The sequence below is a fragment of the Streptomyces sp. NPDC025651 genome, assembly GCF_055558735.1.
The window spans coordinates 1,014,878-1,041,124 of sequence record NZ_JBVHLZ010000001.1 but is presented as its reverse complement, the minus strand read 5'-3'; the positions used below and the strand labels follow the sequence as shown (position 1 = coordinate 1,041,124).

The 26,247-nt window shown below is 71.3% G+C and carries 18 protein-coding genes; 2 read left to right on the top strand and 16 right to left on the bottom strand.

What is annotated here, in order from left to right; genetic code table 11:
- Nucleotides 1-12: 12 nt before the first annotated feature.
- Nucleotides 13-936: a phosphotransferase gene (locus ACZ4D5_RS04925; protein ID WP_467770909.1), complete on the bottom strand. Its 924-nt coding sequence runs from the start codon at nt 934-936 to the stop codon at nt 13-15.
- A gap of 140 nt (nt 937-1,076) precedes the next feature.
- On the opposite strand from ACZ4D5_RS04925, the gene ACZ4D5_RS04920 reads away from it, so the two are divergent.
- A complete protein-coding gene (locus ACZ4D5_RS04920; protein ID WP_467770908.1) occupies nt 1,077-1,802 on the top strand; it encodes a YqeB family protein in 726 nt (241 codons plus the stop codon).
- Nucleotides 1,803-1,876: 74 nt separating this feature from the next.
- Here ACZ4D5_RS04920 and ACZ4D5_RS04915 read toward each other — a convergent pair whose 3' ends face one another.
- From ACZ4D5_RS04915 to ACZ4D5_RS04900, 4 genes are all read right to left on the bottom strand, one after another.
- Complete coding sequence (locus ACZ4D5_RS04915) at nt 1,877-2,350, bottom strand: hypothetical protein (RefSeq protein WP_467770907.1); 474 nt, start codon at nt 2,348-2,350, stop codon at nt 1,877-1,879.
- Between the two features lie 169 nt (nt 2,351-2,519).
- Nucleotides 2,520-9,830 (bottom strand): MupA/Atu3671 family FMN-dependent luciferase-like monooxygenase, encoded by a 7,311-nt coding sequence (locus tag ACZ4D5_RS04910; protein ID WP_467770906.1) that lies wholly within the window; start codon nt 9,828-9,830, stop codon nt 2,520-2,522.
- Complete coding sequence (locus ACZ4D5_RS04905; protein WP_467770905.1) at nt 9,827-13,132, bottom strand: type I polyketide synthase; 3,306 nt, start codon at nt 13,130-13,132, stop codon at nt 9,827-9,829. Before ACZ4D5_RS04905 ends, ACZ4D5_RS04910 begins: the two co-directional genes overlap by 4 nt.
- Nucleotides 13,129-14,466, bottom strand: coding sequence for an MFS transporter (locus ACZ4D5_RS04900; RefSeq protein ID WP_467771484.1), 1,338 nt, complete (start codon nt 14,464-14,466; stop codon nt 13,129-13,131). Before ACZ4D5_RS04900 ends, ACZ4D5_RS04905 begins: the two co-directional genes overlap by 4 nt.
- 257 nt (nt 14,467-14,723) lie before the next feature.
- Here ACZ4D5_RS04900 and ACZ4D5_RS04895 point away from each other — a divergent pair, with 257 nt between their 5' ends.
- Nucleotides 14,724-14,960 carry a response regulator transcription factor gene (locus ACZ4D5_RS04895; RefSeq protein ID WP_467770904.1) on the top strand — a complete coding sequence of 79 codons (237 nt, stop codon included), beginning with the start codon at nt 14,724-14,726 and terminating at the stop codon, nt 14,958-14,960.
- A 299-nt stretch (nt 14,961-15,259) separates the two neighbouring features.
- Here ACZ4D5_RS04895 and ACZ4D5_RS04890 read toward each other — a convergent pair whose 3' ends face one another.
- The 11 genes from ACZ4D5_RS04890 to ACZ4D5_RS04840 all read right to left on the bottom strand — a co-directional run bounded on the left by ACZ4D5_RS04890 (nt 15,260) and on the right by ACZ4D5_RS04840 (nt 26,234).
- Entirely contained in the window at nt 15,260-16,276 is a 1,017-nt protein-coding gene (locus tag ACZ4D5_RS04890; RefSeq protein ID WP_467770903.1) for a beta-ketoacyl-ACP synthase III, read from the bottom strand.
- A 37-nt stretch (nt 16,277-16,313) separates the two neighbouring features.
- A complete protein-coding gene (locus tag ACZ4D5_RS04885) occupies nt 16,314-16,928 on the bottom strand; it encodes an NADPH-dependent FMN reductase (protein WP_467770902.1) in 615 nt (204 codons plus the stop codon).
- Nucleotides 16,929-16,983: 55 nt separating this feature from the next.
- Entirely contained in the window at nt 16,984-18,207 is a 1,224-nt protein-coding gene (locus tag ACZ4D5_RS04880) for a beta-ketoacyl-[acyl-carrier-protein] synthase family protein (RefSeq protein ID WP_467770901.1), read from the bottom strand.
- Entirely contained in the window at nt 18,204-18,434 is a 231-nt protein-coding gene (locus tag ACZ4D5_RS04875; RefSeq protein WP_467770900.1) for an acyl carrier protein, read from the bottom strand. The genes ACZ4D5_RS04880 and ACZ4D5_RS04875 overlap by 4 nt, the downstream gene beginning before the upstream one ends.
- Nucleotides 18,435-18,511: 77 nt before the next feature.
- Entirely contained in the window at nt 18,512-18,982 is a 471-nt protein-coding gene (locus ACZ4D5_RS04870; protein ID WP_467770899.1) for an SRPBCC family protein, read from the bottom strand.
- Nucleotides 18,983-18,993: 11 nt separating this feature from the next.
- The gene (locus ACZ4D5_RS04865) at nt 18,994-20,277 is read right to left on the bottom strand and encodes an aspartate aminotransferase family protein (RefSeq protein ID WP_467770898.1); all 1,284 of its coding nucleotides are present in this window, start codon (nt 20,275-20,277) and stop codon (nt 18,994-18,996) included.
- Between the two features lie 52 nt (nt 20,278-20,329).
- Nucleotides 20,330-21,928 (bottom strand): aldehyde dehydrogenase family protein, encoded by a 1,599-nt coding sequence (locus tag ACZ4D5_RS04860; RefSeq protein ID WP_467770897.1) that lies wholly within the window; start codon nt 21,926-21,928, stop codon nt 20,330-20,332.
- 5 nt (nt 21,929-21,933) lie between these two features.
- The gene (locus ACZ4D5_RS04855; RefSeq protein WP_467770896.1) at nt 21,934-22,548 is read right to left on the bottom strand and encodes a GNAT family N-acetyltransferase; all 615 of its coding nucleotides are present in this window, start codon (nt 22,546-22,548) and stop codon (nt 21,934-21,936) included.
- Between the two features lie 13 nt (nt 22,549-22,561).
- Nucleotides 22,562-23,908, bottom strand: a complete 1,347-nt coding sequence (locus ACZ4D5_RS04850) for a hypothetical protein (RefSeq protein ID WP_467770895.1) — start codon at nt 23,906-23,908, stop codon at nt 22,562-22,564.
- Between the two features lie 71 nt (nt 23,909-23,979).
- Nucleotides 23,980-25,161: an acyl-CoA dehydrogenase family protein gene (locus tag ACZ4D5_RS04845; protein WP_467770894.1), complete on the bottom strand. Its 1,182-nt coding sequence runs from the start codon at nt 25,159-25,161 to the stop codon at nt 23,980-23,982.
- Between the two features lie 5 nt (nt 25,162-25,166).
- Nucleotides 25,167-26,234, bottom strand: a complete 1,068-nt coding sequence (locus tag ACZ4D5_RS04840; RefSeq protein WP_467770893.1) for a methyltransferase — start codon at nt 26,232-26,234, stop codon at nt 25,167-25,169.
- Nucleotides 26,235-26,247: the final 13 nt, after the last annotated feature.

The following is a 26,247-nucleotide window of genomic DNA, read 5'->3' as shown; positions in this document are numbered from 1 at the left end:
TCTGGGCCCGGCCTACGCGAACCACGTCTCGGCGAGCGCGTCGGGCGTCGGCTCGGGCGGAGCGGGCAACTCCCGCAGATACCAGGGCAGATTGCTGTACACGTGGAGCAGCGTGTACGCGAGGAGTTGGCGCGGATCGTACGCCCGGCCGTACGCCTTCATGAAGCGGGCGAGCAGGCCCGGCTCGCCGCGCGTGACGAAGAGGCCGACGGCCACGAAGTCGTACGCCCTGTCGCCGATCATGGCGGGCTCGAAGTCGAAGAGCCCGGTGAGGCGCCAGTCGTCGGGGGCGACGATCAGGTGCTGGCGCATGAACTCGGTGTGCAGGAGCGCGTGCTGCTCCCCCTCGGCGCAGGGCAGCTCGACGGAGTCGAGGAAGCCGGGGATCCGCTCCAGCCAGCTCTCCGGCAGCCCGCGCTCCCGCTGCCGCGCGACCGCGCCGGCGCGCTGCCGGGCGAGGAACGCGGTCCAGTCGCCGGGCCCGAGGACGTCGGCGAGCGGCGCCGGGTCGAGCGCGTGCAGGGCGGCCAGCGTCTCGGCGGCCTCGGTGACGATCCGCTCCCGGTCGGCGCGCGGGATGCGCGGCCAGGCGACGGCGAGGTCCTCGCCGGGCAGGCGGGACATCAGGACGTAGCGCCAGCCGTTCCCGTACGTTCCCGAGGCGTGCAGCCGGGGCGTGGGGACGGGGAGGCGGCCCTCGACGTGGGCGAGCACGCGGGCCTCGGTGACGCCGTCCTCGGCACAGACGGTGGGGAAGAGCTTCAGTACGTGCTCGTCGCCGACCGCGTAGACCGGCTGGGAGCCCTCGGAGTAGCGGATCAGGGGGGCTCCGGCGAGCCCCAGCGTGCCGCACAGGTCCTCGACGCCGGGCCGCATGACCGCTTCGTCGGGGACGACGCGGTCCCATTCCTCGTCCGTGTTCACCGCAGGCAGCATGATCGGCACCGTACTGACTACCGAAGTAGGGCCGCGAGCGACTTTCGGCTGCTGTGCGCGGCGGGGCCCCGCTCCTAACGTCCCTGGTGCAGGCGTTCGACGGCGATGGGCCGTCACGGGGCGGAACGGAGCACTACAAGATGTCGGGTGACAGGCTCAACAAGGCACGCGGCCAGGCGAGTTCGCGCGAGGGGACCACCGAACTCGGCTACCCGCGCCGCGATCTCGCCCTGATACTCGTCGGCATGCCGCTCCTCGGCCTGCTGCTCGGGCTCGCGCTGCCGCGCCTGGCCCGCTGGGCCTCCGGGTCGCCGGTGCTGCCGTGGCGGGACGGCATCGAGTTCGTCGGCAGGCTCGACGCGCCGTGGCAGACCGCGCTCGTCATGGCGGCCGGGCTCGTGGCCGGACTCCTGCTGGCGTGCACGGCGCTCGCGGAGTCGCTGAAGGTGAAGCTGACCGACGCGCGGGTGACCGTCGAGCAGGAGGGCCGGACGCGGACGTTCGCACGCGCCGACGTCTCGGCGGTGTTCCTCGACGGCAAGCACCTGGTGCTGCTCGGCACGGACTCCGGCGAGCTGGCGCGCGGCGAGAACGGGGCGCGCGCCGCCGCCCTGTCCGAGGCGTTCCGCGCGCACGGCTACCCCTGGCGGGACGCCGATCCGCACGCCTGCCTGTTCCGGCGCTGGATCCCCGGCACCCCCGACCTGCCCGCCGAGGTGCACGCGCTGCTCGCGGCGCGGAAGGCCGCACTGAAGCGGGACGCCGGGCGGGACGCGCGGGACCTGGTCGAGACGGTGCGCGGGCTCGGATTCGTCGTACGCGACGAGGGCAGGGAGCAGCACTGGCGCCCCCTGGCCGGGGCGTGAGAAGGCGGTGCCCTCTCCGCGGAGAGGGCACCGCCCCATGACATGCGGCGCCGGAGCCGCGGAACGCCGGAACGTCAGAACACGAACGGCCCCGGTGACTGCGGCGACGTGGCGGTGCAGTTCACGGTGATGCCGAGGACCTGGACCTTCAGGGACTTCGCTTCGAGGCTGTCGCCGGAGGCGACGGTCCCGGCGAGGGGCCCGGTGGACACGGCGCCGCCGGCCGGGATGGCCGGGTTGGAGTTGCCCGTGAAGTCGGTCGTTCCCGTGCCGTTCTTGGCGAGGGTGAGCGTCGAGGTGACCGCGCCCGCCGCGACGTCGATGGGGGCCGTGATCGCGGACGTGGACAGGTCGATGGTCGCGCTGGTGCCGTCCTGGGTGGCCTTGAGCGTCGCCGTTCCCGCGCCGTACGAACCGCAGTCGAACGAGAGGGTGGCGGTCTGCGGCTCCACGGCACCGGCCGCGGGTGCCGTCGCGAGCGCGCCCACGGCGAGCGCGCCGGCGCCGATCGCCGAGCCGATTCCGATGCCGAATCTGCCATGTCTCATGGAGGGCCTGCCTTCATGTGTGGGGGGAGCGAGGGGGTGCCGGTCTGACGGGTAGTCAGTAACCCGGATTGTCGCCCATTGATACACAGGGCCTCTGGCGTGACAAGGTCGACCTTCATGATTCTTGACATGTCACGACCAAATTCGGCCGCCCCTCGCCCCCGGCCCCTCACCCCTCGCCGCGCAGCGCTCCCCCCACCTCCTCGGCCAGGAGATCGACGTACGCGGCCGTCCAGGCCTCGAACGTCGCGCGGTCCCACAGGTCGGTCGAGAACTCCACGTACCCGGAGAGCACGTCACCCGTGGGGATCAGACCGAAGTTCAGCTCCCCACGCGCGCCCGACACCGCGAGGTCCTCGACCGCCGTGGTCAGCCCCGGCAGCTCGATGTCCGTCTCCAGCGAGCTCTGGTACTGGAAGCCGAGCGGCAGCCGGTCGGGCACCTCGGTGGCAAGCGCCCGGCTCAGGTCCGCCGCCAGCGCGCGGATCGGCGCGGGGTGGCCCATGGCCTCCACGGCGTTGCGTGCCACCCGGTCCACCAGCTCCGCGAACGGCCCGGCGGCCGCGTCGTCGGCCCGCAGCGTGAAGGACGACACCGTGCAGGCCGCGAGGGCCTCGAACTCGCGCCGCTCGCGGTTGGCGAAGGAGATGCCGAGCAGGACGTCCCGCTGGTCCCCGACCTTCGCGACCAGACGCGCGAAGGCGGCCGCCGTCACCACGAAGGGCGTCGTGCGGTGCCGTCGCGCCAGCGCCTCCACGTCGGCGCGCGTGTCCCGGCCCACCGTGAACAGCACCACGTCGCCCTCGCCGCTCAGCACCTCGGGCTGGGGCCTGTCCAGCGGCAGCGGCATGCCGAAGGAGGCACCCTCCAGGCGGCGCGCCCAGTGCTCGACCAGACGGCCCTTGTCCTGCGTACCGCTCTGCTCCTGCTGCCAGCGCGCGTACGCGCCCGGCTGCGGGACACTCCCGGCGAGAGCGTGCGGGGTCCCGGTGGTCGCCGCGCGGTAGAGCTCGGCCAGTTCGCGCAGCAGCAGGCTGACCGACCAGCCGTCGCAGCAGGCGTGGTGCATGACGAAGACCAGCGCCCAGCGGTCCTCGCCCGTGCGCAGCAGACGCAGGACCGGGGCGAGTTCGTCGAGCAGGTCGATGGGCGTCGAGGCCGTCTCCCCGGCCGCGACATGGGCCGCCGCCTCGGCCTCGGCCGCCGAACCGAACCGGGCGAACAGGTCCTCCTCCGGCAGCTCCACCGGCCTCGCGCGCAGCACCTCCTGCCACCACTGCTCGCCGTCGTCCGACACGAAGCGCGTGCGCAGGCCCTCGTGCCGGGCGACCAGTTGGCTGAGCGCCGTGCGCAGGGCGGGTACGTCCAGCGCCCCCGTCAGGGTGAGCCGCATCGCCACGTTGTAGATCTCCGGGCGGGGGTGCGTGCCGTGCCGGGCGATGAAGGCGGCCTGCTGGGCGGTGACGGGGGCGCGGCCGACGACGTCCGCGTCGGCTCCGCCCGCCTCGCCCGCGGGCCGCGGCTCGGACTCGCCCCCGGACTCGGCGAGATAGGCCGCCATCGCCTCCAGCGTCGGTTCCTCGTAGAAGCGGGCGACGGGGTACTCCGCGCCGAACTCCTCCCGTACGGCGTTGGCGAGACGGATCGCCGTGATGGAGTGGCCGCCCAGCTCGAAGAAGGAGGCGTCGGACGCGATCGCCGCCGCCTGCGTCTCGAACTCCTGGGCCCACAGCCGCTTCAGCCGCGCCTCGATGTCGTCGCTCGCGGTCCGCGTCCGCCCGGCGCGGGCCGAGGGAGCGGTGGGCGAGGTGGTCAGCGAGGGGGCGGGCAGCGCGGCCCGGTCCAGCTTGCCGTTGCCGGACAGCGGGAACCGGGGAAGCACGGCCCAGGCGCGCGGCACCATGTGGTCCGGCAGCAGCCGGGCGAGCTCCGCCGTCAGCCGGTCCGCGAGCTCCTGCTCCGCCGCGCCGGGCCGCGCGGGCACGGCGTAGGCGACGAGTCCGGCCTCGCCCCGCCGGTCGCGGCGGGGCAGGACGACCGCCTCGCCGACCTCCGGCAGGCCGTTGAGGGCCCGCGAGACCTCCTCGGGCTCGACGCGGTAGCCCCGGATCTTCACCTGGTCGTCGGTCCGGCCGCGGAACTCCAGGGTTCCCGCCGCGTTCCGGCACACCAGGTCGCCGGTGCGGTACATCCGGTCCCCGGTGCCGCGCGGATCGTCGACGAAGCGCTCCGCGGTCAGGTCGGGCCTGCCCAGGTAGCCGCTCGCCACGCCGGGACCTCCGACGTACAGCTCCCCCACCTCGCCGGCGTCCACCTCACGGCCGTCGGCGTCGAGGACCCGCAGCGTGACGTTGTCGACGGGGCGGCCGATCGGGATCGGGGACCGTGCGGCGCCCGGCTCCTCGGGGCGCACGGTCTCCACCGTGCACAGCACCGTCACCTCGGTGGGGCCGTACACGTTCACCGTCTCGTACGGAGCGCCGGGGCGCGGCCGGGTGCGCAGCACGTCGCCGCCGACCAACAGGTGCCGCAGGGAGGGCTGTTGGTCCTCCGGCAGCGCCATGACCGCCTCGCCGAGAGCCGTCGGCAGGATGGAGAAGGCGATGCGCCGGTCCGTGTACCAGCGGGCCAGGACGGCCGGGTCCCTGCGGGTCTCGTCGTCGGCCACGACCACCGTGGCGCCCGCGGTCAGCGCGGGCCAGATCTCCAGCGCGCAGGCGTCGAAGCCCTGGCTGCACACGGCGGCGCTGCGGTCGTCCGCGGTGAAGCCGAAGCGTTCGTGGTGCCACTGGCACAGGTCCACCACGGCCCGGTGCGGGATCGCGACGCCCTTGGGGGTGCCGGTGCTGCCGGAGGTGTAGATGGCGAAGGCCAGGGACTCGGGGCCGTGGGGTGCGTCCGACGCCGGGGCGGGTGTCGAGGGACCCGGGGCGTCGACGTCGATCACCGCGGTCCCGGCCGGTGTCGTCGGCCGCGCGTCCGCGCGTCCCGCGCCGTCCACCACGAGCACCCGCGCGCCGCTCTCCGCGAGGATCGCCTCGGCCCGCGCCCGGCCCTGGCCCGGGTCCAACGCCACATATCCGCGGCCGGACTTGAGGGACGCGAGCATGGCGACGATCAGCTCGGGGCCGCGCGGCAGCCACAGGGCGACCGGCGCGTCACCCGCGCCCGCGGCCCGCAGAACGCCCGCGAGACGGTCGGCCCGTTCGGCCAACTCGCCGTACGTCAGGGTGACTTCGCCGCTGATCACCGCGGTGCGGTGCGGGGCGACCCCGGCCCAGCGCGACGTCAGGAAGTCGACCGTGCCGCGCGTGCGCTGCCGGACCGGGCCGCGCCGCCACTCCTGCGGCTCCGCCGCCGGGGTCTCGACGCCCACTGCCTCGGCGAGGACGTCGCGGAACGTCGCGAAGAGCGCGTCGATCGTCGCCTCGTCGAACAGGTCGGTGTTGTACTCCAGATGGCAGCGCACACCGTCCGGCTGGTCGGTGAAGTACACACTGAGGTCCGTCAGCGCCTTGTCGGGCCCCGAGTCGAGCGGTGTCGACCGGATCCCGGGCAGGTCGAAGTCGAACGGGTCACCGGTCTCGAACTCGGCCAGCGTCTGGAAGACGGGCGTCCGGTCGAGCGCGCGCGGCGGGTCCAGCTCCCTGACGACCGCGCCGAACGGCACGTCCGCGTGGTCGTACGCGTCCAGGGCGACCCCGCGCACCCGGTCCAGGACCGTGCCGAATTCCGGGTCCCCGGAGAGGTCCAGGCGCAGCGCCAGCGTGTTGACGAAGAAGCCGACCACGTCCTCGTACTCGGGCGTGCGGTCGGACATCGGTGTGCCGATGACCACGTCGTCCTGACCGGTGACGCGGCACAGCGCGGCCGCGTATCCGGCGAGCAGGGTCATGAAGAGCGTGCTGCGCCTGCTCCGGCCGAACTTCCTTACGGCGTCCGACAGTTCCGGGCTCAGCGAGCGGAACAGGGCGCGGCCGTTGGAGGTCATCACCGCGGGCCTCGGCCGGTCGGTGGGCAGCTCGAGGACGGGCAGGTCGCCGTCGAGGGCCTTCTTCCAGTACGCGAGGTCCTCCGCCGACTTCGCGTCGGCGAGCGAGTCGAGCTGTCGGCGGGCGTGATCGGCGTAGGTACGGGTGAGCGCGGGAAGCTCCGCCGCCGGGCCGCCCGGCAGCTGAGCGCGGTACAGGGCGGAGACGTCGCGGGCGAGCACGGCCGCCGACGCGGCGTCCATCACGATGTGGTGCAGGGACAGGACCAGGACGTGCCGCCGTTCGCCGAGCCGGACCAGGCGCGTGACGAACAACGGGCCGTTGACCAGGTCGAAGCGGCGCTCGCTCTCGGCCTTGAGGGTGGCGGCGACCGGGTCGTCCGCGCCCGTTCCCTCGATGACCTCGAAGTCCACGTCGGCCGGCGGCCGGGTGAACTGGCGCGGCTCGCCGCCCACTTCGCGGAAGACGGTGCGCAGCTGCTCGTGCCGGGCGGCCAGGGCGCGCAGGGCGGCGCGCAGCGCGGGCACGTCGAGGGGGCCTTCGAGCTCGATGGCCTTGGTCTCGTTGTACGCGGTGCGGCCGGGGAGCATCCGCTCCAGGAACCAGACGCGCTGCTGTCCCGGGGAGAGGGCGGCTCCCTGGTCCGCCGCCACCTCTACAGGGGCCGCCGGGGCCGCCGATGCCGTGGGCGTCGCGCAGTCGCGGCGCAGTGCGTCGAGGTGGACCAGGCCCGCCCGCAGCGCGGTGGGCTCGACGCCGAAGTCGACAAGGGCGACGATCTCGTCGGCGCCCGCGGCACCCACCGCGTCCACGACCGAACGGACCGTCTCGGGGCTGCCGATGAGGGCCCGCTGGTCGCAGTAGCGGTCGTAGGCGCGGCGGAAGACGACGTCCAGGTCGTCCTCGGTCATCGCCGACAGGTCGACCTGCTGGCCGAGGCTGTTGGCGACGTTGCCGAACAGGGACAGGGAGGCCCGCATGTAGCGGGACAGCGGATCGCGGGCCTCGGCGCGTGCCGCGTCGTGGTCCTCGTCGAGGTAGGTGTGCAGCAGCACGGCCACGTGCCCCGCGTCCGGATCGAGGCCGTGCTCGGCGCGCGTACGGCGGTAGAGCGCGATGTTCTCGCGCAGCTGCGCGACGTCCTGCGTCATGAGGTTGGTGACGACGCCCAGGTCGTGGCGGGCGGCCAGGGCGTACGAAGCCGGGTTGCCGACGACGGCCGTGTACATGGGCGGGGCGTCCTGGACGGGCCGCGGGAAGAGGTGGAGGTCGCTCTCGCCGTTCCCCGTGGTGCGGCGGACCGGCTCGCCGCGCCACAACTTCCGTACCTCCGCGACCTGTTCGTACATCTTCTCCTTGTGGGACCCGAAGCGCTCGGGGAAGAAGACGAAGTCGTTGGCGTGCCAGCCGCTGGCGCAGCCGATGCCGACGCGGCCGCCGGAGAGGTTGTCGACCATCGACCACTCTTCGGCGACGCGGATCGGGTCGTGCAGCGGAAGGACCACGGAGCCCGCGTTGATGCGGATGCGGTCCGTCTCGCGGGCGAGGGCCGCGGCGAGGACGACGGGGTTGGGGAACAGGCCGCCGAAGGAGTGGAAGTGCCGTTCGGGGATCCACAAGGAGTGGAAGCCGTTGCGGTCGGCGAAGCGGGCGGTCTCCAGGAGGTGGTCGTACTTGCCGTGGCGGGGGGCCGTGTCGTCCTGCGGGTAGTCGCCGAAGAAGTAGACGCCGAAGTCGAGGGGCTTGGGGGACTTGGGAGCCGCGGCGGGTGCCGGTGTGGGCGTCGGCTTGGGCCTGGGCTGCACCGTGGCCGCGCCGTTCCAGGCCACGGCCTGCGCCTTGGGGGCGGGCTGCGCCTTGGGCGCCGGTTGCGTCCTGGGCCGGGGCACGGCCTTGGGTGTCCCGAGGGAGAAGCCCGCCGCGCGCAGCTCCCGCAGCGAGTCCTTCACCGCTTCCACGATGAACTCGACGTCCCCGTCGGTGTGTTCGGTGGACAGGAAGAAGTTGCGCCACTCCCACACGTGCACCCCGCGCAGCATGAGGTGGTGGTAGAGCAGCTCCATGTCCGCGCGGTGCTCGAAGCGGAACATCGAGCCGAAGTGGTCGAGGCTCAGGGCGAACCCCTCGGCCTCGAAGAAGGCGTTGAGCGTGGCGGCCAGTTCGTCCGTGCGCGCGTTCAGGCGCTCCTGGAGCCGCGGGCTGTTCTCCTTGAGGTGGGTCAGGACGGCGCGCGCGGCGACCATCGACACCGGGTGCTGGATGTAGGTGCCGCCGAAGAACGTGGTGTCGGCCGCCGGATAGCTGGCGTCCCCGTACGTCCAGTGGCCGCCGTCGATGCCGTCCATGATGTCGGCCCGGCCCGCGATGGCGCCGATGGGGAAGCCGCCGCCGAGCAGCTTTCCGTAGGTGGCCAGGTCGGGCGTGACGCCGTAGAGCTCCTGGGCGCCGCGCGGCGCGGGGCGGAAGCCGGTCAGCATCTCGTCGAAGAACAGCACGATGCCGTGCCGGCTCGTCAGCTCGCGCAGCCGGCGCACGAACTCGGCGGGCCGCAGCGACGGGTGGCGGCTCTGCACCGGCTCCACGACGACCGCCGCGATGTCACCGGCCTGCTGCTCGATGACGGCGAGGCTCTCCTCGCTGCCGTACGGCAGGACGAGCAGGTCGGCGACGGCGTTGCTCGGCACGCCCGCGGACATCGGGACGGTGGTGAGGCCGCCCTCGCCGCCGGTGCGCGGGGAGCGTCCGAGGACGTTGTCGTTGTGGCCGTGGTAGGCACCCTCGAAGGTGATGATGCGGGAGCGCCCCGTGGCGGCGCGGGCCAGGCGGATGGCCGCGGAGTTCGCCTCCGTACCGGAGTTGGCGAACGCGACGCGCTCCAGGCCCGTCAGCTCGGCGAGCAGTTCGGCGGCCTCGCCGGTCTCGACGTTGCGCGGACCGAGCTGGATGCCGCGCGAGAGGTGCTCGCGGACCGCCTCCGTGACGAAGGCGGGCTCGTGGCCGAAGAGCAGGACGCCGAAGCCCATGGTGATGTCGACGTAGCGGTTGCCGTCGATGTCCTCCAGCCACGAGCCCTGCGCCCGCCGCCCCGCGAGGGGGTACAGCATCTCCTTCGTGGTGCTGCGGAAGCCGACCGCCGCGCGGCTGTCGGCCAGCACGCGGCGGTAGCGCTGGGCGATGCGCTTGGAGGTGGGCGTCTTGGCGGTGTAGCGGCGCACCAGGTCGTCCAGGTGGGCCCGTTGGGACGCGGAGGCGCCGCCGCGGACCATGCCGGAGCCGCGGGCGACCTCCAGACGGGGGCCGTGCTGGGCCCGGCGCGGGTCCGGGGTCTCGTCCGGCGCGGCCTGCGTCTGCGTCTGTTCGGCCGCCGGGGCGCCGATCTGCTGGGCGATGCGCTGGGAGAGCTCGGCCATCGCCGCGAGGTCCTGGTCGACCGCCGCGGAGACGGAACGGGCGTCGGAACGGGAGCCGGGTCCGGTCTCGGTGGTCACCGGTCCGCCCTCCCGCCGGCGGCAGGGTTCGCCGTCTGCGCCGCGAGCAACTGGGTGAGCTGGCCCATGAGTTGGAGCTGGATCTGCGAGAGCTGGTGGACCTGGCGTACGAGGTCCTCCACTTCGCGGCGCGTGGCGTACTCGACCGGGGCGGCGGAGGACGGGGCGGGCGCCGCGACAGGGGCGGGCGGCGTGACCGGAACGGCCACCGCGGGCGGCGTGACGGGAGCGACCGGAGCGGGCGGCGTGACCGGAGCGGCAGGCGCAGGCACCGCGGCGGGCGCGGGCGGCGCGACGGGAGCGGAAACCGCACCGCCGTCCCCCATCTTCCCCACGATGATCAGAGCGAGCCCCTTCGCCGTGCCGGCCTCCTCGAAGAGCTCCCGCATCGACACCTTGACCCGGTGCTCCTCCTCCAACTCCCGCAGCACGCCGATCATTTGCAGCGAGTCCGCGCCGAGATCGAAGAAGGAGGCGTCCTCGGCTATCTCGCTCGTGTCGTAGCTGAGGTGCTTCGCCGTGACCTTGATGATGTGCTGCAGCACGCGCTCGACCGCTGCCTCGTCCTGTGCCACTTCCGCCCCATCCCTTGCCGCTTGTACGGGTTGTACCTGTACGGGTTCCACGGGCCGGGGAAGGTGGTTCTCCGGCCCTGTCCAGTAGTCCTTGTGCTGGAAGCGATAGCCGGGCAGAGGGATCCTGCGCCCCGCCCCGCCCATGAAGATCCGCCAGTCGACGGGGGCCCCGGCCCGGTAGAGCCCGGCGGCCGCGTCCCACAGCGGTTCGAGCCCCGCGCCGCGCCGCAGCGTCGCAAGCGCCGCCTTGCCGGGCAGCCCCCTGCGCGCGAGCCCGCTGAGCGTGGTGTGCGGCCCGATCTCGACCAGCGCGCCCACGTCGTCGTACGCCGCCCCCAACTCCCGGATGACGTCCGCGAACCGGACCGGCTCGCGCGCCTGTCGTACGAAGTAGTCGGCGTCCGGCAGCCACCCCTCGGGCCGGGTGACCCCGTCCAGGCCGCTGATGAACGGCACCTCGACGGGCCGCCGCTCCACCTCGGCGCACAGCCCGCGCAGCCCGTCGAGCACCGGGTCCATCAGGGCGGTGTGGAAGGCGTGCGCCACCGGGAGCTCCCGCCCCGGGATCCCGCGCCCGGCGAGCAGCGCGGCCAGGCGTGCCACGGCGTCGGCCGGGCCCGCGAGCACCTGGCTGCGCTCGCCGTTGACGACCGCGAGCTCCACGCCGGGCACCTCGGCGGCCAGTTCGCGCGCCGCGCGCTCCTCCACCGGCACGGCGAGCATCGCGCCGGGCGCGCAGTGCCGCCGCATGAGCCGCCCCCGCTCGGCCGTCAGGCGCAGCCCGTCCTCCAGACAGAGCGCCCCGGCCGCGTACAGCGCTCCGTACTCCCCGACGCTGTGCCCCGCGACCACGTCCGGTGCGATCCCGGCCTCGCGCCACAGACGGACGAGCGCGCACTGCAGCGCGAACAGCGCGGGCTGCGCCACCTCGGTGGGCCAGACCGGCTCGTCCTCCCCCGCCTCTTCGAGGAGCGGACCGAGGAGGCTGTCGCCCCCGGTGAGCGCGGCGAACTGCCGCTCGCAGGCGTCCAGGACCTCGCGTACGACGGGAAAGCGCTCGTGGAGGGCGCGGGCGACGCCCCGGTGGAGGCTGCCCTGCCCCGTGAAGAGGAACCCGGCACCGGCCCCGCCCGACTCCCCCGGCTTCGGCCGCGGCTTCGCGATCCAGTCGTCGAGGGCTCCGGTGAGCGCGGCCACGGTGTCGCCCCGCACCGCGAGCCGGTGCCTGCGGTGGGCGCGGCCGAGCGCCTGCGTCGTCACGAGGTCCGCGACGTGCGTCCCGGGGTGGGCGCGCAGGTGGTCGCGGAGGGCCGCGGCGTTGTCGGCGAGCGCGGCCTCCGTGTGCCCCGCGACGACCAGGACGCCCGGGGCCTTCGGCGTGCCGGCCGGTCGGGGAACGGGCTCGGGGGCCTGCTCCAGGACGACGTGGACGTTGGTGCCGCCGACGCCGAACGAGCTGACGCACGCCCTGCGCGGCCCGTCGCCCTCGGGCCACGGACGCGGCGCCTCGGGGATGTAGAACGGGCTGGACGCGAGGTCGAGGGCGGGGTTGGCGCGGCGGAAGTTGGCCATCGGCGGGATGACGCCGTGCCGCAGCACGAGGAGCGCCTTGACCATGCTCGCCAGGCCCGAACACACGTCGAGATGCCCGATGTTGGCCTTGACCGAGCCCAGCGCGCAGTAGCCCGTGCGGTCGGTGTCGGCGCGGAACGCGGCGGTGGCGCCCTCGAACTCGATCGGGTCGCCCTTGAAGGTGCCGGTGCCGTGCGTCTCCAGATAGCCGACGGTGCCCGCGTCGACGCCCGCCCTCTCCAGCGCGCGCCGGATCGCGCGCCGCTGGCCGGTCGCGCTGGGCGCGGCGAACGCCTTCTTGTCCGCGCCGTCGTTGCTCGCGCCCCAGCCCCGGATGACGCCGTGGATGTGGTCGCCGTCCGCGACGGCCCGGTCGAGGCGCTTGAGGATCACGGCGACCACGCCCGTGCCGCCGACCGTCCCGTCCGCGTCGGCGTCGAAGGGCCGCAGACGGCCGCTCTTGGAGAGGATGGACCCCTTCACGTACTGGTAGCCGAGCACCTGCGGCACGTGGAGTGCGGTCGCCCCGGCGACCGCGATGTCGCACTCGCCCGCGACCACGGCCTGCGCGGCGACGTACACCGCGGTGAGCGAACTGGAGCACGCCGTCTGGATGTTGACGGCCGGTCCCGTCAGACCGAGGCGGTAGGAGGCGCGGTTGGCGGTGAAGTCGTTGAAGTTGCCGACGGCGACCTGCAGTCCCGCGACCCAGTCGGCGACGCCTTCCTGGAGGACGTTGTTCTGCAGATAGGTCTGGAGGGTGTAGAGGTGGTAGCCCGCGCTGGCGTAGACCCCGACCTCGCTCGTGCCGGTGTCCTGGGGCGCGCCCGCGTACCCGGCGTTCTCCAGCGCGTGGTGCACGCACTCCAGGAACAGACGGCTCTGCGGGTCGGTGATCCTGGCCTCGTGCGCGCTCATCCCGAAGAAGCCCGCGTCGAAGCCCGCGATGCCGTCGATGACTCCGCTCGCCCCGACGAACTCGTCGGCGCGGTACTGCTCTTCGGGCACTCCGGCGGCGGTGAGCTCGGCGTCGGTGAAGCGGCGGATGCGGTCGGCGCCGTCGTGGATCGTGCGCCAGAACTCCTCTGGGGTGTCGGCGCCGGGCAGCCGGAAGGACATCCCGACGACGGCCACGGCATCACGGGCGGCGGTCATCGGGCCTCACTCCCCTGGGCGCCGGCGCGATCGTCCACGGCGCCGCTGTCGTTCGAACTGTCGCGTCGGCCCTCGGGCGGGCCCTGGAGTTGCTCCACGGGCTGGTCCTTGGCCCTCCCGTACCGCAGCAGCACGACGAACAACGCGAGGCACAGCACGATCGCGAGTCCATGGAGCAGCCCCACGACGTGAAGCGGCGAGGAGCGTTCGAGGAGGGCGCCGCTGACGAGCATGCCCAGACCGAATCCGGTGTTCTCGACGGAGGCGGAGAGCCCGAAGAGCCTGCCGCGCTGCTCGTCGGGGGCCGCCTGGAGCCGGGTGACGTACGCGATCTCGGTGAGCCCGTCGGCCATCCCGGCCACCAGGGCGGCCGCGACCGCCACGCCCGTGGGCAGTCCGGCGAACACCACGATGAACGCGGCCGACATCACGCAGGCCCCGATCGCGAAGGCCTTCTCCCCCGGCCCCTGCCGCCCGCCGCGCCCGGCCCACCGCCCGCAGATCTGCTGCATGACGATGTTGCCGATGGCCCAGGTGGCCCAGAACTGGCTGACGAACGTGGCCGGATGGGAGGGGTCGAGGTCGCTGGAGTAGACGGGCAGCGCGACGTTGTGGGACGAGGAGCCGAGGCCGTCGGCGGCGCGGACGACGATCATGACGGCGAGGACGGGAGCGGCACGCAGCAGCATCAGGGCCCCGCCACGAGGCACGGCCCCACGGCCCGCGCCTCCCCCCGCCTTCCCCTTCTCCTGCGCGCTCTTCCCCTCCCCGTCCTCCTTCTCCTTCGTACGAATGGGAAGGGAGAGGAGGACGCAGGCCGAGACCGCGAAGGAGGCGGCGTCCAGGGAGATGGCGGCGACGTAACCGAGTTGCGAGACGATGACGCCCGCGGAGGCGAAGCCGGCGATCATCGCGAGGGAACGCCCGGTCGCGAGCAGCGAGTTGGCCCGCATCCGCAGCTCGCCGCCGACGATCTCGGGGATGCTGCTGCGCAGGGCGACGCCGGACAGGGTCGAGCAGAAACCGGTCACGACGGCCAGGACGTACAGAAGCCCCGCACGACCCCCGTCAGGTGCGATCAGCAGCGCTATCATGGCGGCGCACTGAGTCAGATCGGCGCCGACCATCAACACCTTGCGGTCGTACGCCGAGACCAGCCGTCCGCTCACAAAGCCGGAGACGACACTGGTCATCAGGCGCACGGCCATGAAGATCCCCGCGGCCAGGGCGCTGTCGGTCACCTCGTAGATGAAGACGTTGAGGGCGACCATGTTCAGGTAACTGCCGTACGCCGAGACGCCGTTGCCCACGACGAGCAGCCGGAAGTGCCTCACGTTCTCCCCCTTGGTCGCCGCCGGGCTGCCATTCAGGTCGTGCACGGCTGTGCTCAGCCGAGACCGCTCTCACACTCACCCGCCCCGAAGCGCGCCCACAGTCACCCGAATTGGCGACTTGACAGCACGGTCGCTGTCGGTGGCCAAGGGTTTACCCCAGGGTTCCTGGGACTCCTTTCTGTTTCACCGAGGCCATGGTTAGATCAAGTCGCGGCCAGGGCCGCCGGATATGTTGACCGTGCCTCCCGGGGGGGAAGATGCCAGTAGACAGCCGTCCGCAGAACGCGCCGGCGCTGTCCCACAGGGAGCGTCAGGTGCTGACCCATATCGCGGAGGGCCTCTCCCACAAGCAGGTCGCCAGACGCCTGGGCATCAGCGTGCACACGGTGAGCACCTACCTGCGCCGCATCCGCACCAAGCGCACGGCCCCGACCGTCGCGCATCTGATCCGCCTGAGCCTCACCGAGGAGGCGAAGGCGGGCGCGAAGAACTGAACGGCACGTCGGTCAACCGGCATCGCCACAGTTCGCCACCGCGGCATCCTGCTCGACCTCGTCGACCGATATCCCTGGGCATCGGCGCGCCACGGCTATCGCGAGTGTCTTGCGGAGTGTCTGACGAACCGACGTGTCGCGTACGGTCTGCAGGCACGCAGCGGTGACCGGCCCTGTGTCGGACCGTATCCCGAAGTCGTCCGGCGGAACCACGAAAGGCTCGCAGAAGTCGCTCACAGCGCATACCTCTATCTCGTCGGAAGAATTGCCCTGGCCCGGTGTCATCGACTCGGGCGGTCTCAGGCTGGGGTGATGTCCGGCCAGTACAGGGCGGCAGCACCCCAGGTGAGCCCGCCGCCGAACGCGGTGGTCACCACGCGGTCGCCGGGGCGCAGGCTTCCTGCCGCCACCGCGTCGGCGAGAGCCAGCGGGATGGAGGCGGCCGCCGTATTGCCGACCCGGTCGAGATGGACGTGGCAGCGTGACCGTGGCAGCCCGGCCCGGTCGGCCACCGCGTACAGGATGCGGATGTTGGCCTGGTGGGCGACGAGCAGGTCGATGTCGTCCACGCCCCAGCCGAACCGATGCGCCACACGCAGGGAAGAATCTGCCATCCGTTCGACGGCGTTGCGCATCACCTTCTTCCCCTGCATGCGGAAGTAGGGGTCGGCGCGGTCGGCTGTGTCCGCGCGTATCGGATCGCGGGAGCCGCCCGAAGGCACCATGATCAGATCGCTGCCGCGGCCGTCACTGCCGAGCTCCACTCGACCGAGCGCGCCCGGCTCGTCCGCGTGCCCGGCACGCAGGACGACCGCGCCGGCACCATCGCCGAAAATGGCACGGGTCGACCGGTCCGCGGGGTCGAGGATGCTGGAGTAGGTGTCCGCCCCGATGACCAGGACCGTGTCGGCCGCACCCGTGGCGAGGAAGCCCGCCGCGGTGGCCAGGCCGTAGAGGAACCCGGTGCAGACGGCGCCGACGTCGAAGGCGGGGACGGTGCCCAGGCCCAGCTCGGCCGCGACCAGCGGCGCGGTGGCCGGGCAGCTCCGGTCGGGCGTGGAGGTGGCCACGATCACCATGTCCACCGCCTCCAGGCCGGCGGACTTCAGCGCCCGGCGCCCTGCCTCGACGGCCAGGTCCGACGTCGCCGTACCCGGCTGGACCTCGTGCCGCTGCCCGATGCCGGTGCGGCTGCGGATCCAGTCGTCGGAGGTGTCCAGCTGCTGGACCAGGTCGTCGTTGGTGATGACGCGCGGGGGCAGCCAGGTGCCCAGGCCGCACAAGACGGGGGCGGGGGGCCGCGCAGATACCGTCATCCGTTTCCCCGTCCATGAGTATGTGTCCGCGGTTCCCTCACGTCAGGCCGACCGGTTTCATCGCAGACTCCCCTTGCCCGGCGGTCGCGAGCGCGCGCATCAAGGCGAAATCGACCACCTGCTCCGCCATCACTTCCAACTGCCCGTGGACATGGGGGGCCTGGCCCTGGTCCATGAAGGAGAAACCCGGAACCGATGTGTTCACCGCGACACCCAGCGGAGTGGGCCAGCCGCGCAGCGCGTGGGTGACGTCGCGCAGCATGGCCAGCGTGGACACGGCGCCCTGCCAGCCGTGGGCAACCGCGACACAGCCGACCGGCCGGTCACTGAAGTACGGGCGGGAGTCGTCGCGCAACTCCTCGACATGATCCAGGGCGTTCTTCACAAGACCCGAGATGCCACCGTGGTACGCGGGACTGGCGAGTACGAGCCCGTCGGCGTCGGCGATGGCGGCCAGGAGCCGCCGAGCCTGCGGTGTACCGGCACCCCGCTGGGGGTCGTAGAGCGGCATCATCAGTTCGGGGCCACCGAAGTTCCGTACCGTTGCCCCGCGGCGCTCCGCCGCGTCCAGTACCACGCGCACGGCCTGTTCGGCCGTCGATCCAGGTCTGCTCGAACCGCCGATCCCCACCACGTTCACGGTCTGCTGCACAGAGCTGTGCCCCCTTCTTCTTCCATGTGCTCGGCCATATGGCTGACCTGCGGCGTTACGCTCTCGCTATCGCCAGAACCGCGTTCTGGCCCCCGAAACCGAAGGAGTTGGAAAGAGCGAGGTCGATGCGCGTGCTCGTCGATGCGGTGGCGACCTTGATGTCGAGGCGAGGGTCGAGCGTTTGCAGATTCGCGGTGGGCGGCACCAGTTGACGTTCGACCGCGAGCACGCTGAACACCGCTTCCACCGCACCAGCCGCGCCCAGCAGGTGGCCGGTGACACCCTTGGTGGAGGTGACCAGTGGGTCCCCGGTGAGCACACGGTGCAGCGTTCGGGCCTCGACCAGGTCGTTCAACGGAGTGGCGGTGCCGTGCGCGTTGACGTGCTGGACGTCCGATGGCGCTGCGCCGGCTTCTGCGAGCGCCGTGCGCAACGCCGCTTCGATGCTCGTGCCGTCGGGGTGTGGTGAGGTCATGTGATGGGCGTCGGCGGTCGCGCCGTAGCCCGCGATGCCGGCCCGAACGCGTGCGCCGCGGGCACGAGCATCAGCAGTCCGTTCGAGGACGAGCACACCCGCGCCCTCCCCTGCGACGAAGCCATCGCGGTCGGCGTCGAAGGGCCGGGACGCGGTGGCCGGGTCGTCCTCGCGTGCGGACAGCGCGCCCATCCTGGCGAACCCGGCCATGACCAGCGGGGTGATCATCGCCTCGCTGCCCCCTGCGATGACGATGTCACAGCGGTCGAGCGCGAGCAGATCGCAGGCGGTGCCCACGGCACTGGCACCAGAAGCGCAGGCGGTGGCCACGACCAGATTGGGGCCCGTGGCCTTGAACTCGATGGCGGTCTGTCCGGCGAGCATGTTGGGCAGCTGCATGGGCAGCAGCAGTGGGGAGACCCAGGCAGGACTCTCCTCGACCAGCACCCGGTGCTGTGCCTCCATCGTGCCGGACCCACCGCCGGCGCAGCCGAGGACCACGCCGACCCGGCCGCCGTCCCACGTCGCCGGGTCCAACCCGGCATCGGCCACCGCCTCCCGGGCAGCGACCAAGGCGAACTGCACGAAGCGGTCGAGCCGGTGGGCCCGGCGGGCGCCGAGCAGCCCCTCCGGGGCGAAGCCCGGGACGCGGCAGGAGATCCGTACCGGGTTGCCGGCGAGTTCCGTGTCGAGGGCGGCGGTGGGCCGTCCGTCCAGGGCTGCCTGCCAGCTCGGCCCCACCCCGATGCCTGCCGGGGTGACCAGCCCGAGCCCGGTGACGGCGACATCGTGGCCGCCCGTCATGTTCGGGCGCTCCGCTCCTCCATGAGGCGCGCCATGTCGCCGATGGTGGCCGCCTCCAGGAGCTCGTCGTCGCTGACGGCGATGCCGAAGTCCTTCTCCAGGAGCAGAGAGAGCTCGACGACGGCCAGCGAGTCGAGTTCGACGTCCTCCTTGGTGGCCTGCGGGACAACTTGCTCCGGCGACACTTTGAGCTTGCTGACCAGAATTTCCTTGAGACTGTCGAACATCGCCGTGTGGTTCCCTTCATGTCCTGAGGTGTCGACCGGGCTTGTCCAGCTCGCCTGTTCGCAGGGTGGCGTGCCGGTCACGGCGCGGCCACGGGGGTGCCCGGAACGCCGTCGCCAGTTATCTCTGTGCGGTCGAACAGCCCGGTCAGTGCCCAGGCGACGGTTTCCTTGATGACGCGCTCGGCGATGGGGTCGAGGATCCCTTCGAGGCTCTGGATGCCGAAGTCGAAGTCGGCCTCGAAGCGCACGACGACATCGTCATCGCTCTGCGTGATGCTCCACTTGCCGGCGAAGGAGTCGAAGTCGCCGTCTGTCTGCTCGAAGTGGATCTCACCGAGCTCGGGGACGCACCGCTCGGTCTCGGTCCAGCGCAGCAGACCGCTGCGGAAGTGCAGCTCCCAGCTGGAGCTCCCGGTCTCTGAGGGCAGCGCGGTGTGTACGGTGGCGGTCTGTACATGGGGGGCGAACCGCGGGTACTCCTCCCACCTGACGACGCTCTCGAGGACGTCTCCGGCCTTTTCGGAACGCACCACGGCTTCCAGTTCCACGTGTCGCACAGTCAGTTACCGCCTTCCGGCATGGTGGCCGAGCCGCTGGTCAAGTCCCGGGTGGCCCTGTCGAATGACGTGAGGAGGAAGTCCACGTCGCTGTCGGTGAGGGTGGCGGGCGGTGTGAAGCGCACCACCGAGCTGCCGATCATCGAGTGGTTGGCCACGACCCCGTGGTTGAACAGCTCGATCAGCAGCTCTCCGGCGAGCCCCGCCTCGACCAGCTCGACGCCGATCAGCAAGCCTCTGCCGCGTACCTCCACGAGCTGGCCGGGGATGTTGCGGTGGGCGATCTCGGAGATCCTCGGCAGCAGCTCCGCGCCGAGGCGGGCCGCCCCGGCCACCAGCCGCTCCTCCTCGACGGCCCGGAGGGCGCCCCGGACGGCGGCCATCAGCAGCGGCTGTCCGGAGAAGGTGCCGGTGTGGAGGTAGGGATCCTTGTCGAACGGGCGGAACGCCTTCCGGGTGGCCACAGCCGCGGAGACGGGCACCACACCGCCGCCGAGGGACTTGCCGGTGAGCAGGACGTCGGGGACCACGCCTTCGCTGTCGGCACCCCACCATTCGCCGAGCCGGCCGAACCCGGTCTGTACCTCGTCGAGGACGAGGAAGCCGTCGTATTCGCGGACGAGTTCCTCGACCCGCTTGAGGTAGCCCTTGGGCGGGATGATCACGCCTCCCTCGCCCTGTACGGGTTCGAGGATGACGCACACCTCGCCGGGGTGGGCGCGCAACTCCGCCTCCAGCGCGTCCGCGTCCGCGAACGGCAGGTGCTGGACATCGGGGATCAGCGGGCGGAACGGCGACTGGTAGACCTCCTTGGCGGTGGCCGACAACGCGCCGAGCGTCTTGCCGTGGTAGCCACGGCGCATGGAGACGGTGCGCCTGCGGCCGCTCGCACGGGCCAGCTTGAGGCCGGTCTCGACCGCCTCGGCGCCGGAGAGCGCGAAGTGCACCCGGTCCAGCCCTTCGGGCGTGACGGCCGCGAGCGCCTCGGCCGCGCGGGCGACGGTGGGCTCCATGAGGATGCGGGTGGCGGTGGGGTGGGTGTGCAGCTGGCGCTCCACCTCCTCCATGACGATGGGGTGCCGGGCGCCCATGATGAAGACGCCGTAACCGCCGACGTTGAGGAACCGCTCGCCGTCGCTCGTGGTCAGCCAGGCACCGGACGACTCCACCTCCATGTGACTGCCGAACAGCTCGGCGAGGGTTGCCCTCCCTTTGCTGAGATGGGCCCGGTACAGGCCGAGGATCTCCTCCTCGGTGTCGCCCCGGGCAGCCTGGATCGCGGTCACGGATAACTCCCTTTGGATGCGCGGGTTCGGTTCACGGAGCGGCAGCGGGTCGTCAGGACCCGAAGACCGCCGCACGGGGACTGGTGTCATGGGCGATGGACACGCCCTGGAGGTGCGAGGTCTTGAGCATCGGGTAGTTGGCTTCGCCGTGGACTCCGCCGGTCAGGCCGGTGCCGCCGTGGCTGGGCAGATAGGGCAGGAAGCCGATGTGCGAATCGTTGATCTTGAGGAGTCCTCCGTTGACGACGCGCTGGACGTACGTGTCGATGACGTCGGTGGAGGCGGCCCACAGCGAGTTGCGCAGCCCGTAGTCGTTGGTGTTGACGAACTCGATGAAGTCGTCGAGCAGTGCGCTGTCGGTGTCCGGCTCCGGGACGACGATCGGCAGCAGCGGGAAGAACGTCTCCTGCCGCACGACGTCGAACCGGCGGGCACCACCCAGCTCGTTCACCCGCACCACGGTCGGTTCCAGGAAGACACCGGTGTCTGAAGGGGTGCCGTCCAGCTCGGTGCGCTTGCCACCGGTGACCAGCTCCGCACCGTTGTCCATGGCCTGCCGGAGCAGCCGGAAGAAGCGCTCGCTGCGGCGGACGGGGGAGAGCAGCACGCCCTCGTCCTCGGGGTAGCCCGGGCGTACTGTCTTGATCTCTTCCTTGATCGCGGCGATCAGGGCGTCCGCAACAGCAGGGTGCACCAGTACGCAGTTGGGCACCATGCAGATCTGTCCGGATCCGTAGAACGATTCGCAGATCGCCTCGGCGGCATGCTTCAGGTTCGCGTCTTTCCAGACGACGATGGTGTCGTTGCCGGCCAGTTCCAGGATCGCCTTCTTGCCGCGCTCGACGCACTGCTGCTGGAAGCGCAGGCCTTCCTCGCTGCCGCCGATGTAGAAGATGTCGTCGACGAGCGGGCTCCGAAGCCAGCGGTCCAGCGTCTGCTTGGGATTGGAACAGACCGCGTTGAGCACGCCGGGGGGCGCCCCGACCTCATCGAGCAACGGCGCCACGACGTCACGCAGCACCCACATCGTGGACAGCGGGATCGAGCGGGGCGCACGGACGACAACGGTGTTCCCCGCCATCAGCGCGAGCACGGCGAGGGCGGCGCTGGGCGCGGGGGCGTTCTGCGGCGGATTGAAGGCGACCACGCCATCGGGCTGGCGGCGGACGATCAGCCGCCGCCCGGCGTGGTCGAACTCCGTGTGCATCCGCTGCCGGTACCAATCCAGGCTCTCATCGCTGTAGACCTGGAGGAGACAGCTCAGCTCCCAGCGGGCCAGGCTCACCGGGTGCCCCTCGGCGACCAGCATCTTCAGGAACTTGTCCTGCTGGGCGACGAGTTCCGCGCGGAACAGCGCGCCCAGACGCATCCGGCGCTCCAGCGGAACCGCCGCCCACTCCCGTGCCGCGGCGGCCGCCGCCTCGGTGGCCAGATCGATCGTGGCGTCGGACGCGACGGCGCAGCGGCCCACCACATAGGGGTGCTCCACGGCCGCCGATTCAGGGTTCCGCTCCAGATCCCTCTTCAGGCTGACGCTGGTGAAGACGTCCTCGAGCAGTGATCGTGCGCTGAGCGTGTAGACCCAGCCGTCGCCTTCGACGTCCTTGCCCGCGATGTAGAGCCGGTAGCTGTGCAGTGCTTCTTCGCGCATGTCGCTCAGCCCAGACTTCCGGGAGGCGGAATGTACATGGGTATCAGCGACACGTCGGATTCAGGCAGTCGGATCGTCTCGCCGAGCCGCTGCATGCCGAGCCGCTCCCACAGCCTGGCGCTCCGCTCGGAGGAGGCCTCGCAGTAGCCTCCGAGGTCATGGGCGACGGCATAGCGCGCCAGTTCGTCCGTGAGCGCGATACTGGCCCCCGTTCCCCGAGCCTCCGGACGGACGGCGGCGAGCGCAATGTGCCCATGCCTCGGAAGGTCGTCCGGATAGTGGTGGTCCAGCACTTCGATGAGCTGCCGGCAGCGCTTCTCCGCGGGGCCGGTGGAGGCCGCGATGTCGGCGAGGAACGCCTCCTCGTCCTCCCTCGGTATGGGGGCCCGCTCCGAGGGTTCCCATACGATGACGCCGCTGTGGTCCGCCGTGATGATGGCGGTCCCCTCGTGGTCCAGCATGTACGTCACCCAGGCTCGCAGGAACCCACGGAGGTAGCGTTCCCGCTCCGGGGTTCCGTGCGGTATCAACCACCCGACGACCGGGTCGTCCTCGTAGAACGCAGCCGCGAGGACGTCGACGATGAGGTCGACATCGGTACAGGTCTTCGTCTCTAGCATTTCCACCACCTCATCAACGCTGGTGCCAGTCGCGCATATGGTCGCGGTGCACGTCGGGCACCATCTCGGGGCTGTAAAACTCGTCGTAGAAATCGACGTCCAGATGGATGGACTGGAATCCCATCTGCGTGTGGTACGCAGGGTGGTAGGTGGGGAATCGGCCGGACTTCTCGTAGAGGTACTCGCAGAAGGCGACGACGGCGTCTATCGCCTTCTGGCTGATGCCGTGCATTCCCTTGGACATCTCCTCCGGCTCCCGCCAGCCGCCCCGGCCGATGCCGCCGCGGTAGATGCCGTTCGGGCCGAACTTGCGGTCCACCACGGCGTGCACGGCCGCTTCCATCGACTCGTAGTACGGCGGGCAGTACGGCTTGAGCAGCACCTCACCGTCTCGCTCCAGGCCCAACGGGTAGGCGTAGTCCACGTCCTGGCCGCGCATCTTGAGGGCCAGCTTCGACAGCGTGGGGATGCGGAAGTAGCGGCTGATGGGCAGCTTCGCCATGCGGAAGCCCAGCGCCTCGCACCACTTGCCGTCGTGCCCGGTGTAGTGCGGGAATCCACCGAGGCCCAGGGCCTGGCTCACCAGGCCCATGTTCTGCAGCATCATTCCCATCTCGACGGCGGCCGTCTCGACGAGGAGCCCTTCGGCGAATTGCACGGGCAGCGCCTTGAGCTTGCGCGGATCATCGTCCAGGTGCCCGCCTTTGGACTTGCCGAACCTGCCGATTCCCGCCGGAAGATACATCCGCCGTTCATCGAGGCAGAAACAGGCCATCTCCTCGTTGAAGAACTCCAGCAGGATGTTGATGTAGAGATACGAGAGGTCCTCGATGGGGAGGAAGTAGGTGGATCCAGGGGTGTGCAGCGACCACTCGTTGCCCGTCAGGTTGTACGGGGCGTGAACCGGCGGGTGGCGTCGCTCCTCGCCGATCTTGATGCGCAGCCGGCGGTACGCGCCGACGAAGTCGTTCTTCGCCACCAGGCCCAGAACCACTTGCAACTCGTGCGTCGGGAGGTCGGCGGGCCGCCGGATCAGGTAGGTGGCCTCGTCGTCCATGACGACCATCGCGGCGCTCTGGAGCGCGTCGGAGCTGGAGACCGTGCGGCCGACGACGCCGGCCATGACGTTGCCGCCCTTGCCCTTCTCCCAGTTCCAGTCGTTCAGCGCCGGGCCGGTGATGCCGGCGCCGGCGAAGACGAGGATGGCCTGCTCCTCCTCGGTCAGCGGGACCGGCTCATGGCGGCTTCGGTACTTCATGGGACCGCCGGGCATGGTCATCCCCATGCCGAAGCGGCGGGCCCGGCGCGACTTCAGGCCATCGATCAGGGGAAAGTTCAACCAGGTTTCTGACGCGGACATGCTGCGTTCCTTTCAGCTGCCGAGGAATCGGCGGAGGAGGGGTTCCCCGGAGGGCAGAGGAAGAGGACCGATCAGTAGATCGTGGTGTCCAGGTCCTGGCCCTGGTAGTAGCCGGTCAGCGCGGGGAGCGCCTTGGCGCGGGCCGGCGGGTGGAAGGCCAGTGCCCGGGTGGCCTGCAGCAGGTAGCCGACCTCGGGGTCTCGGATGAAGGAGATGCCGCCGAGCAGTTCGGCGGCGGCCGCGGAGATCTCCATGGTCGCTTCCTGCACGTGGAAGCGGGCCACGAGAGCGCCGGCAAGCTGCCCCGACTGGTCTGTGTCGCCGGTCGCCATGTCGCGGGCGACGTTCTCCAACGCCCCCATGGCGCTCTCCAGCTTCACCAGCAGCGCACCCGTCTCCGCACGGGAGGCCCGCCCGGCGTCCAGTACCTTCTCCACCAACACGGAGGCCACACCCACGTATGAGGCGGCGGCCAGCAGCTCGAACCAGGTCCAGCCCCGGACCTGGAGCATGTCCATCCGCGTGCCGGGCTTCTGGTCGGTGAAGATCATCAGCGAGGGGTCGAGTTCGGCGTCCTGAAGCACGACCTCGTCGCTCTCCGCGCCGGCGAGCACCTCACTCGTCCAGAACGGGCGACGGGTGAGGCCCTCGGTCGCGGCGGGCACCACCGCCATCGCCAGATGGCCGTGGTACTGCTCGTCGTCCTCCACCAGAACGCTGGCGACGAACCAGTCCATCGACTGCGACAGGCTGCACGGCTTCTTGGTGCCGTTGATGATGAACTTGTCACCCTGCCGCCGGGCCTTCATGGCCGGCTCCAGCATGCTGCCGCCGCGCTTGGCCTCGGCCGAGGCCGAGGCGACGAGCTGGTTCTCGCCGGCGATCGTCTTGAGCAGGATCCATTCGAACGCGTCGGGTGCGCAGTGCGCCGTCAGGTACTCGCAGAAGCTCGCCGTCGAGAGCTGGTGCATCATCGCCGCGACGGCCAGCGAGGGCGAGTGCATGGCGAGCACCCGCTGGATCCGTACGGCCTCCACAGGGCCCGCGCCCAGTCCGTCGTGCTCGGTGGGTACGAGGAGGCCGGGGCCGCCCGCCGCCCGGAACGCCCCGACCGCGGGGCCGCCTCGCTGCTCCAGTTCGGCGAGAGGGTGCGCGGCGAGCTTCTCCTGCAGGCCGGGCAGGAGGCGGTGCAGGACCTCGCGCTCGCGGGCCGCGAGGCGGCGGGGACCGGTGGTGGTGTCGGTGTGGGCCATGGTGATCACTCCGGGTGGGCGACGACGGTGCAGACGGGAGAGATGCCGCGACGCACGGTTTCGAGGCGGAAGCCGGCGGCCTTCAGCAGGGTCCGCAGCTCAGGTTCGGTACGCAGCTCGCCACCGCTGACGACCAGGCACTCGAAGTCGCCGAGCGAGGCGAAGGACGGCTGACCGTTCGGCGGGATGACCATGTCGAAGAGGACCAGCGTCGCGTCCTTCGACATGGCGGCCCGGCAGTTCTTGAGCAGCTCCAGGGCGCGGTCGTCGTTGTAGTCGTTGACGACCATGGACAGCAGATAGCAGTCGCCGCCTTCGGGCACCGAAGCGAACATGTCGCCCGGCGCGAAGTCGACCCGGTCCGCGTGACCGGCCTCGGCCAGCAGCTTCCTTCCGTTCTCGACCACCCGCTCGCGGTCGAACAGGACGCCCCGTACCGACGCGTGGGCCTCCAGGACCGCGGAGAGGACCACTCCCTCGCCGCCCGCGACGTCCACGACGGTCTTGTGGCGGCTGAAGTCGTACAGCGACACTGCCAGGAGCTGGGCCTGCGCGGCCATCGCCGTCATGGCGTGGTCGAACAGGTCACCCGCCTCGGGGTGCTTGTCGATGTACGCGTAGTAGGGCTCGCCGTGGTGGTCGGAGAAGGTCTCGCCACCCCTGCGCACCGCCTCGGGAGCCAGAGACCAGGGGTCCCAGTGCCAGCGTGACCCGTGCAGCATCGCGTTGTAGCGCATCGAGAAGGGGTATTCGGTGCGCAGGAACTGTCCGGCCTCGGTCAGCGAGAAGGTTTCGTCCTCGGCGTGGTCCACGACGCGCAGCGTGGCCGCGGCACGCAACAGCCGGTACATGCCCCGCGGTTCGGTGTCGTGCCGCGCGGCCAGCTCCGCGGCGGTGGCCGGGCCGTCCGCGAGCGAGTCGGGGACGCCGAGGGTGGCGAGGGTGGAAACCACCTGGGTGCCGTAGTGGCCCAGGATGATCTGCATGAGACCCGCGACGGGAAGTGCGGAGTGGGCGATGACGTCCACGGGCTTGAGTTGTTGGTCGTCGTTGGCGGGCGCGTTCTCGGACATGCGAAATCCTCGG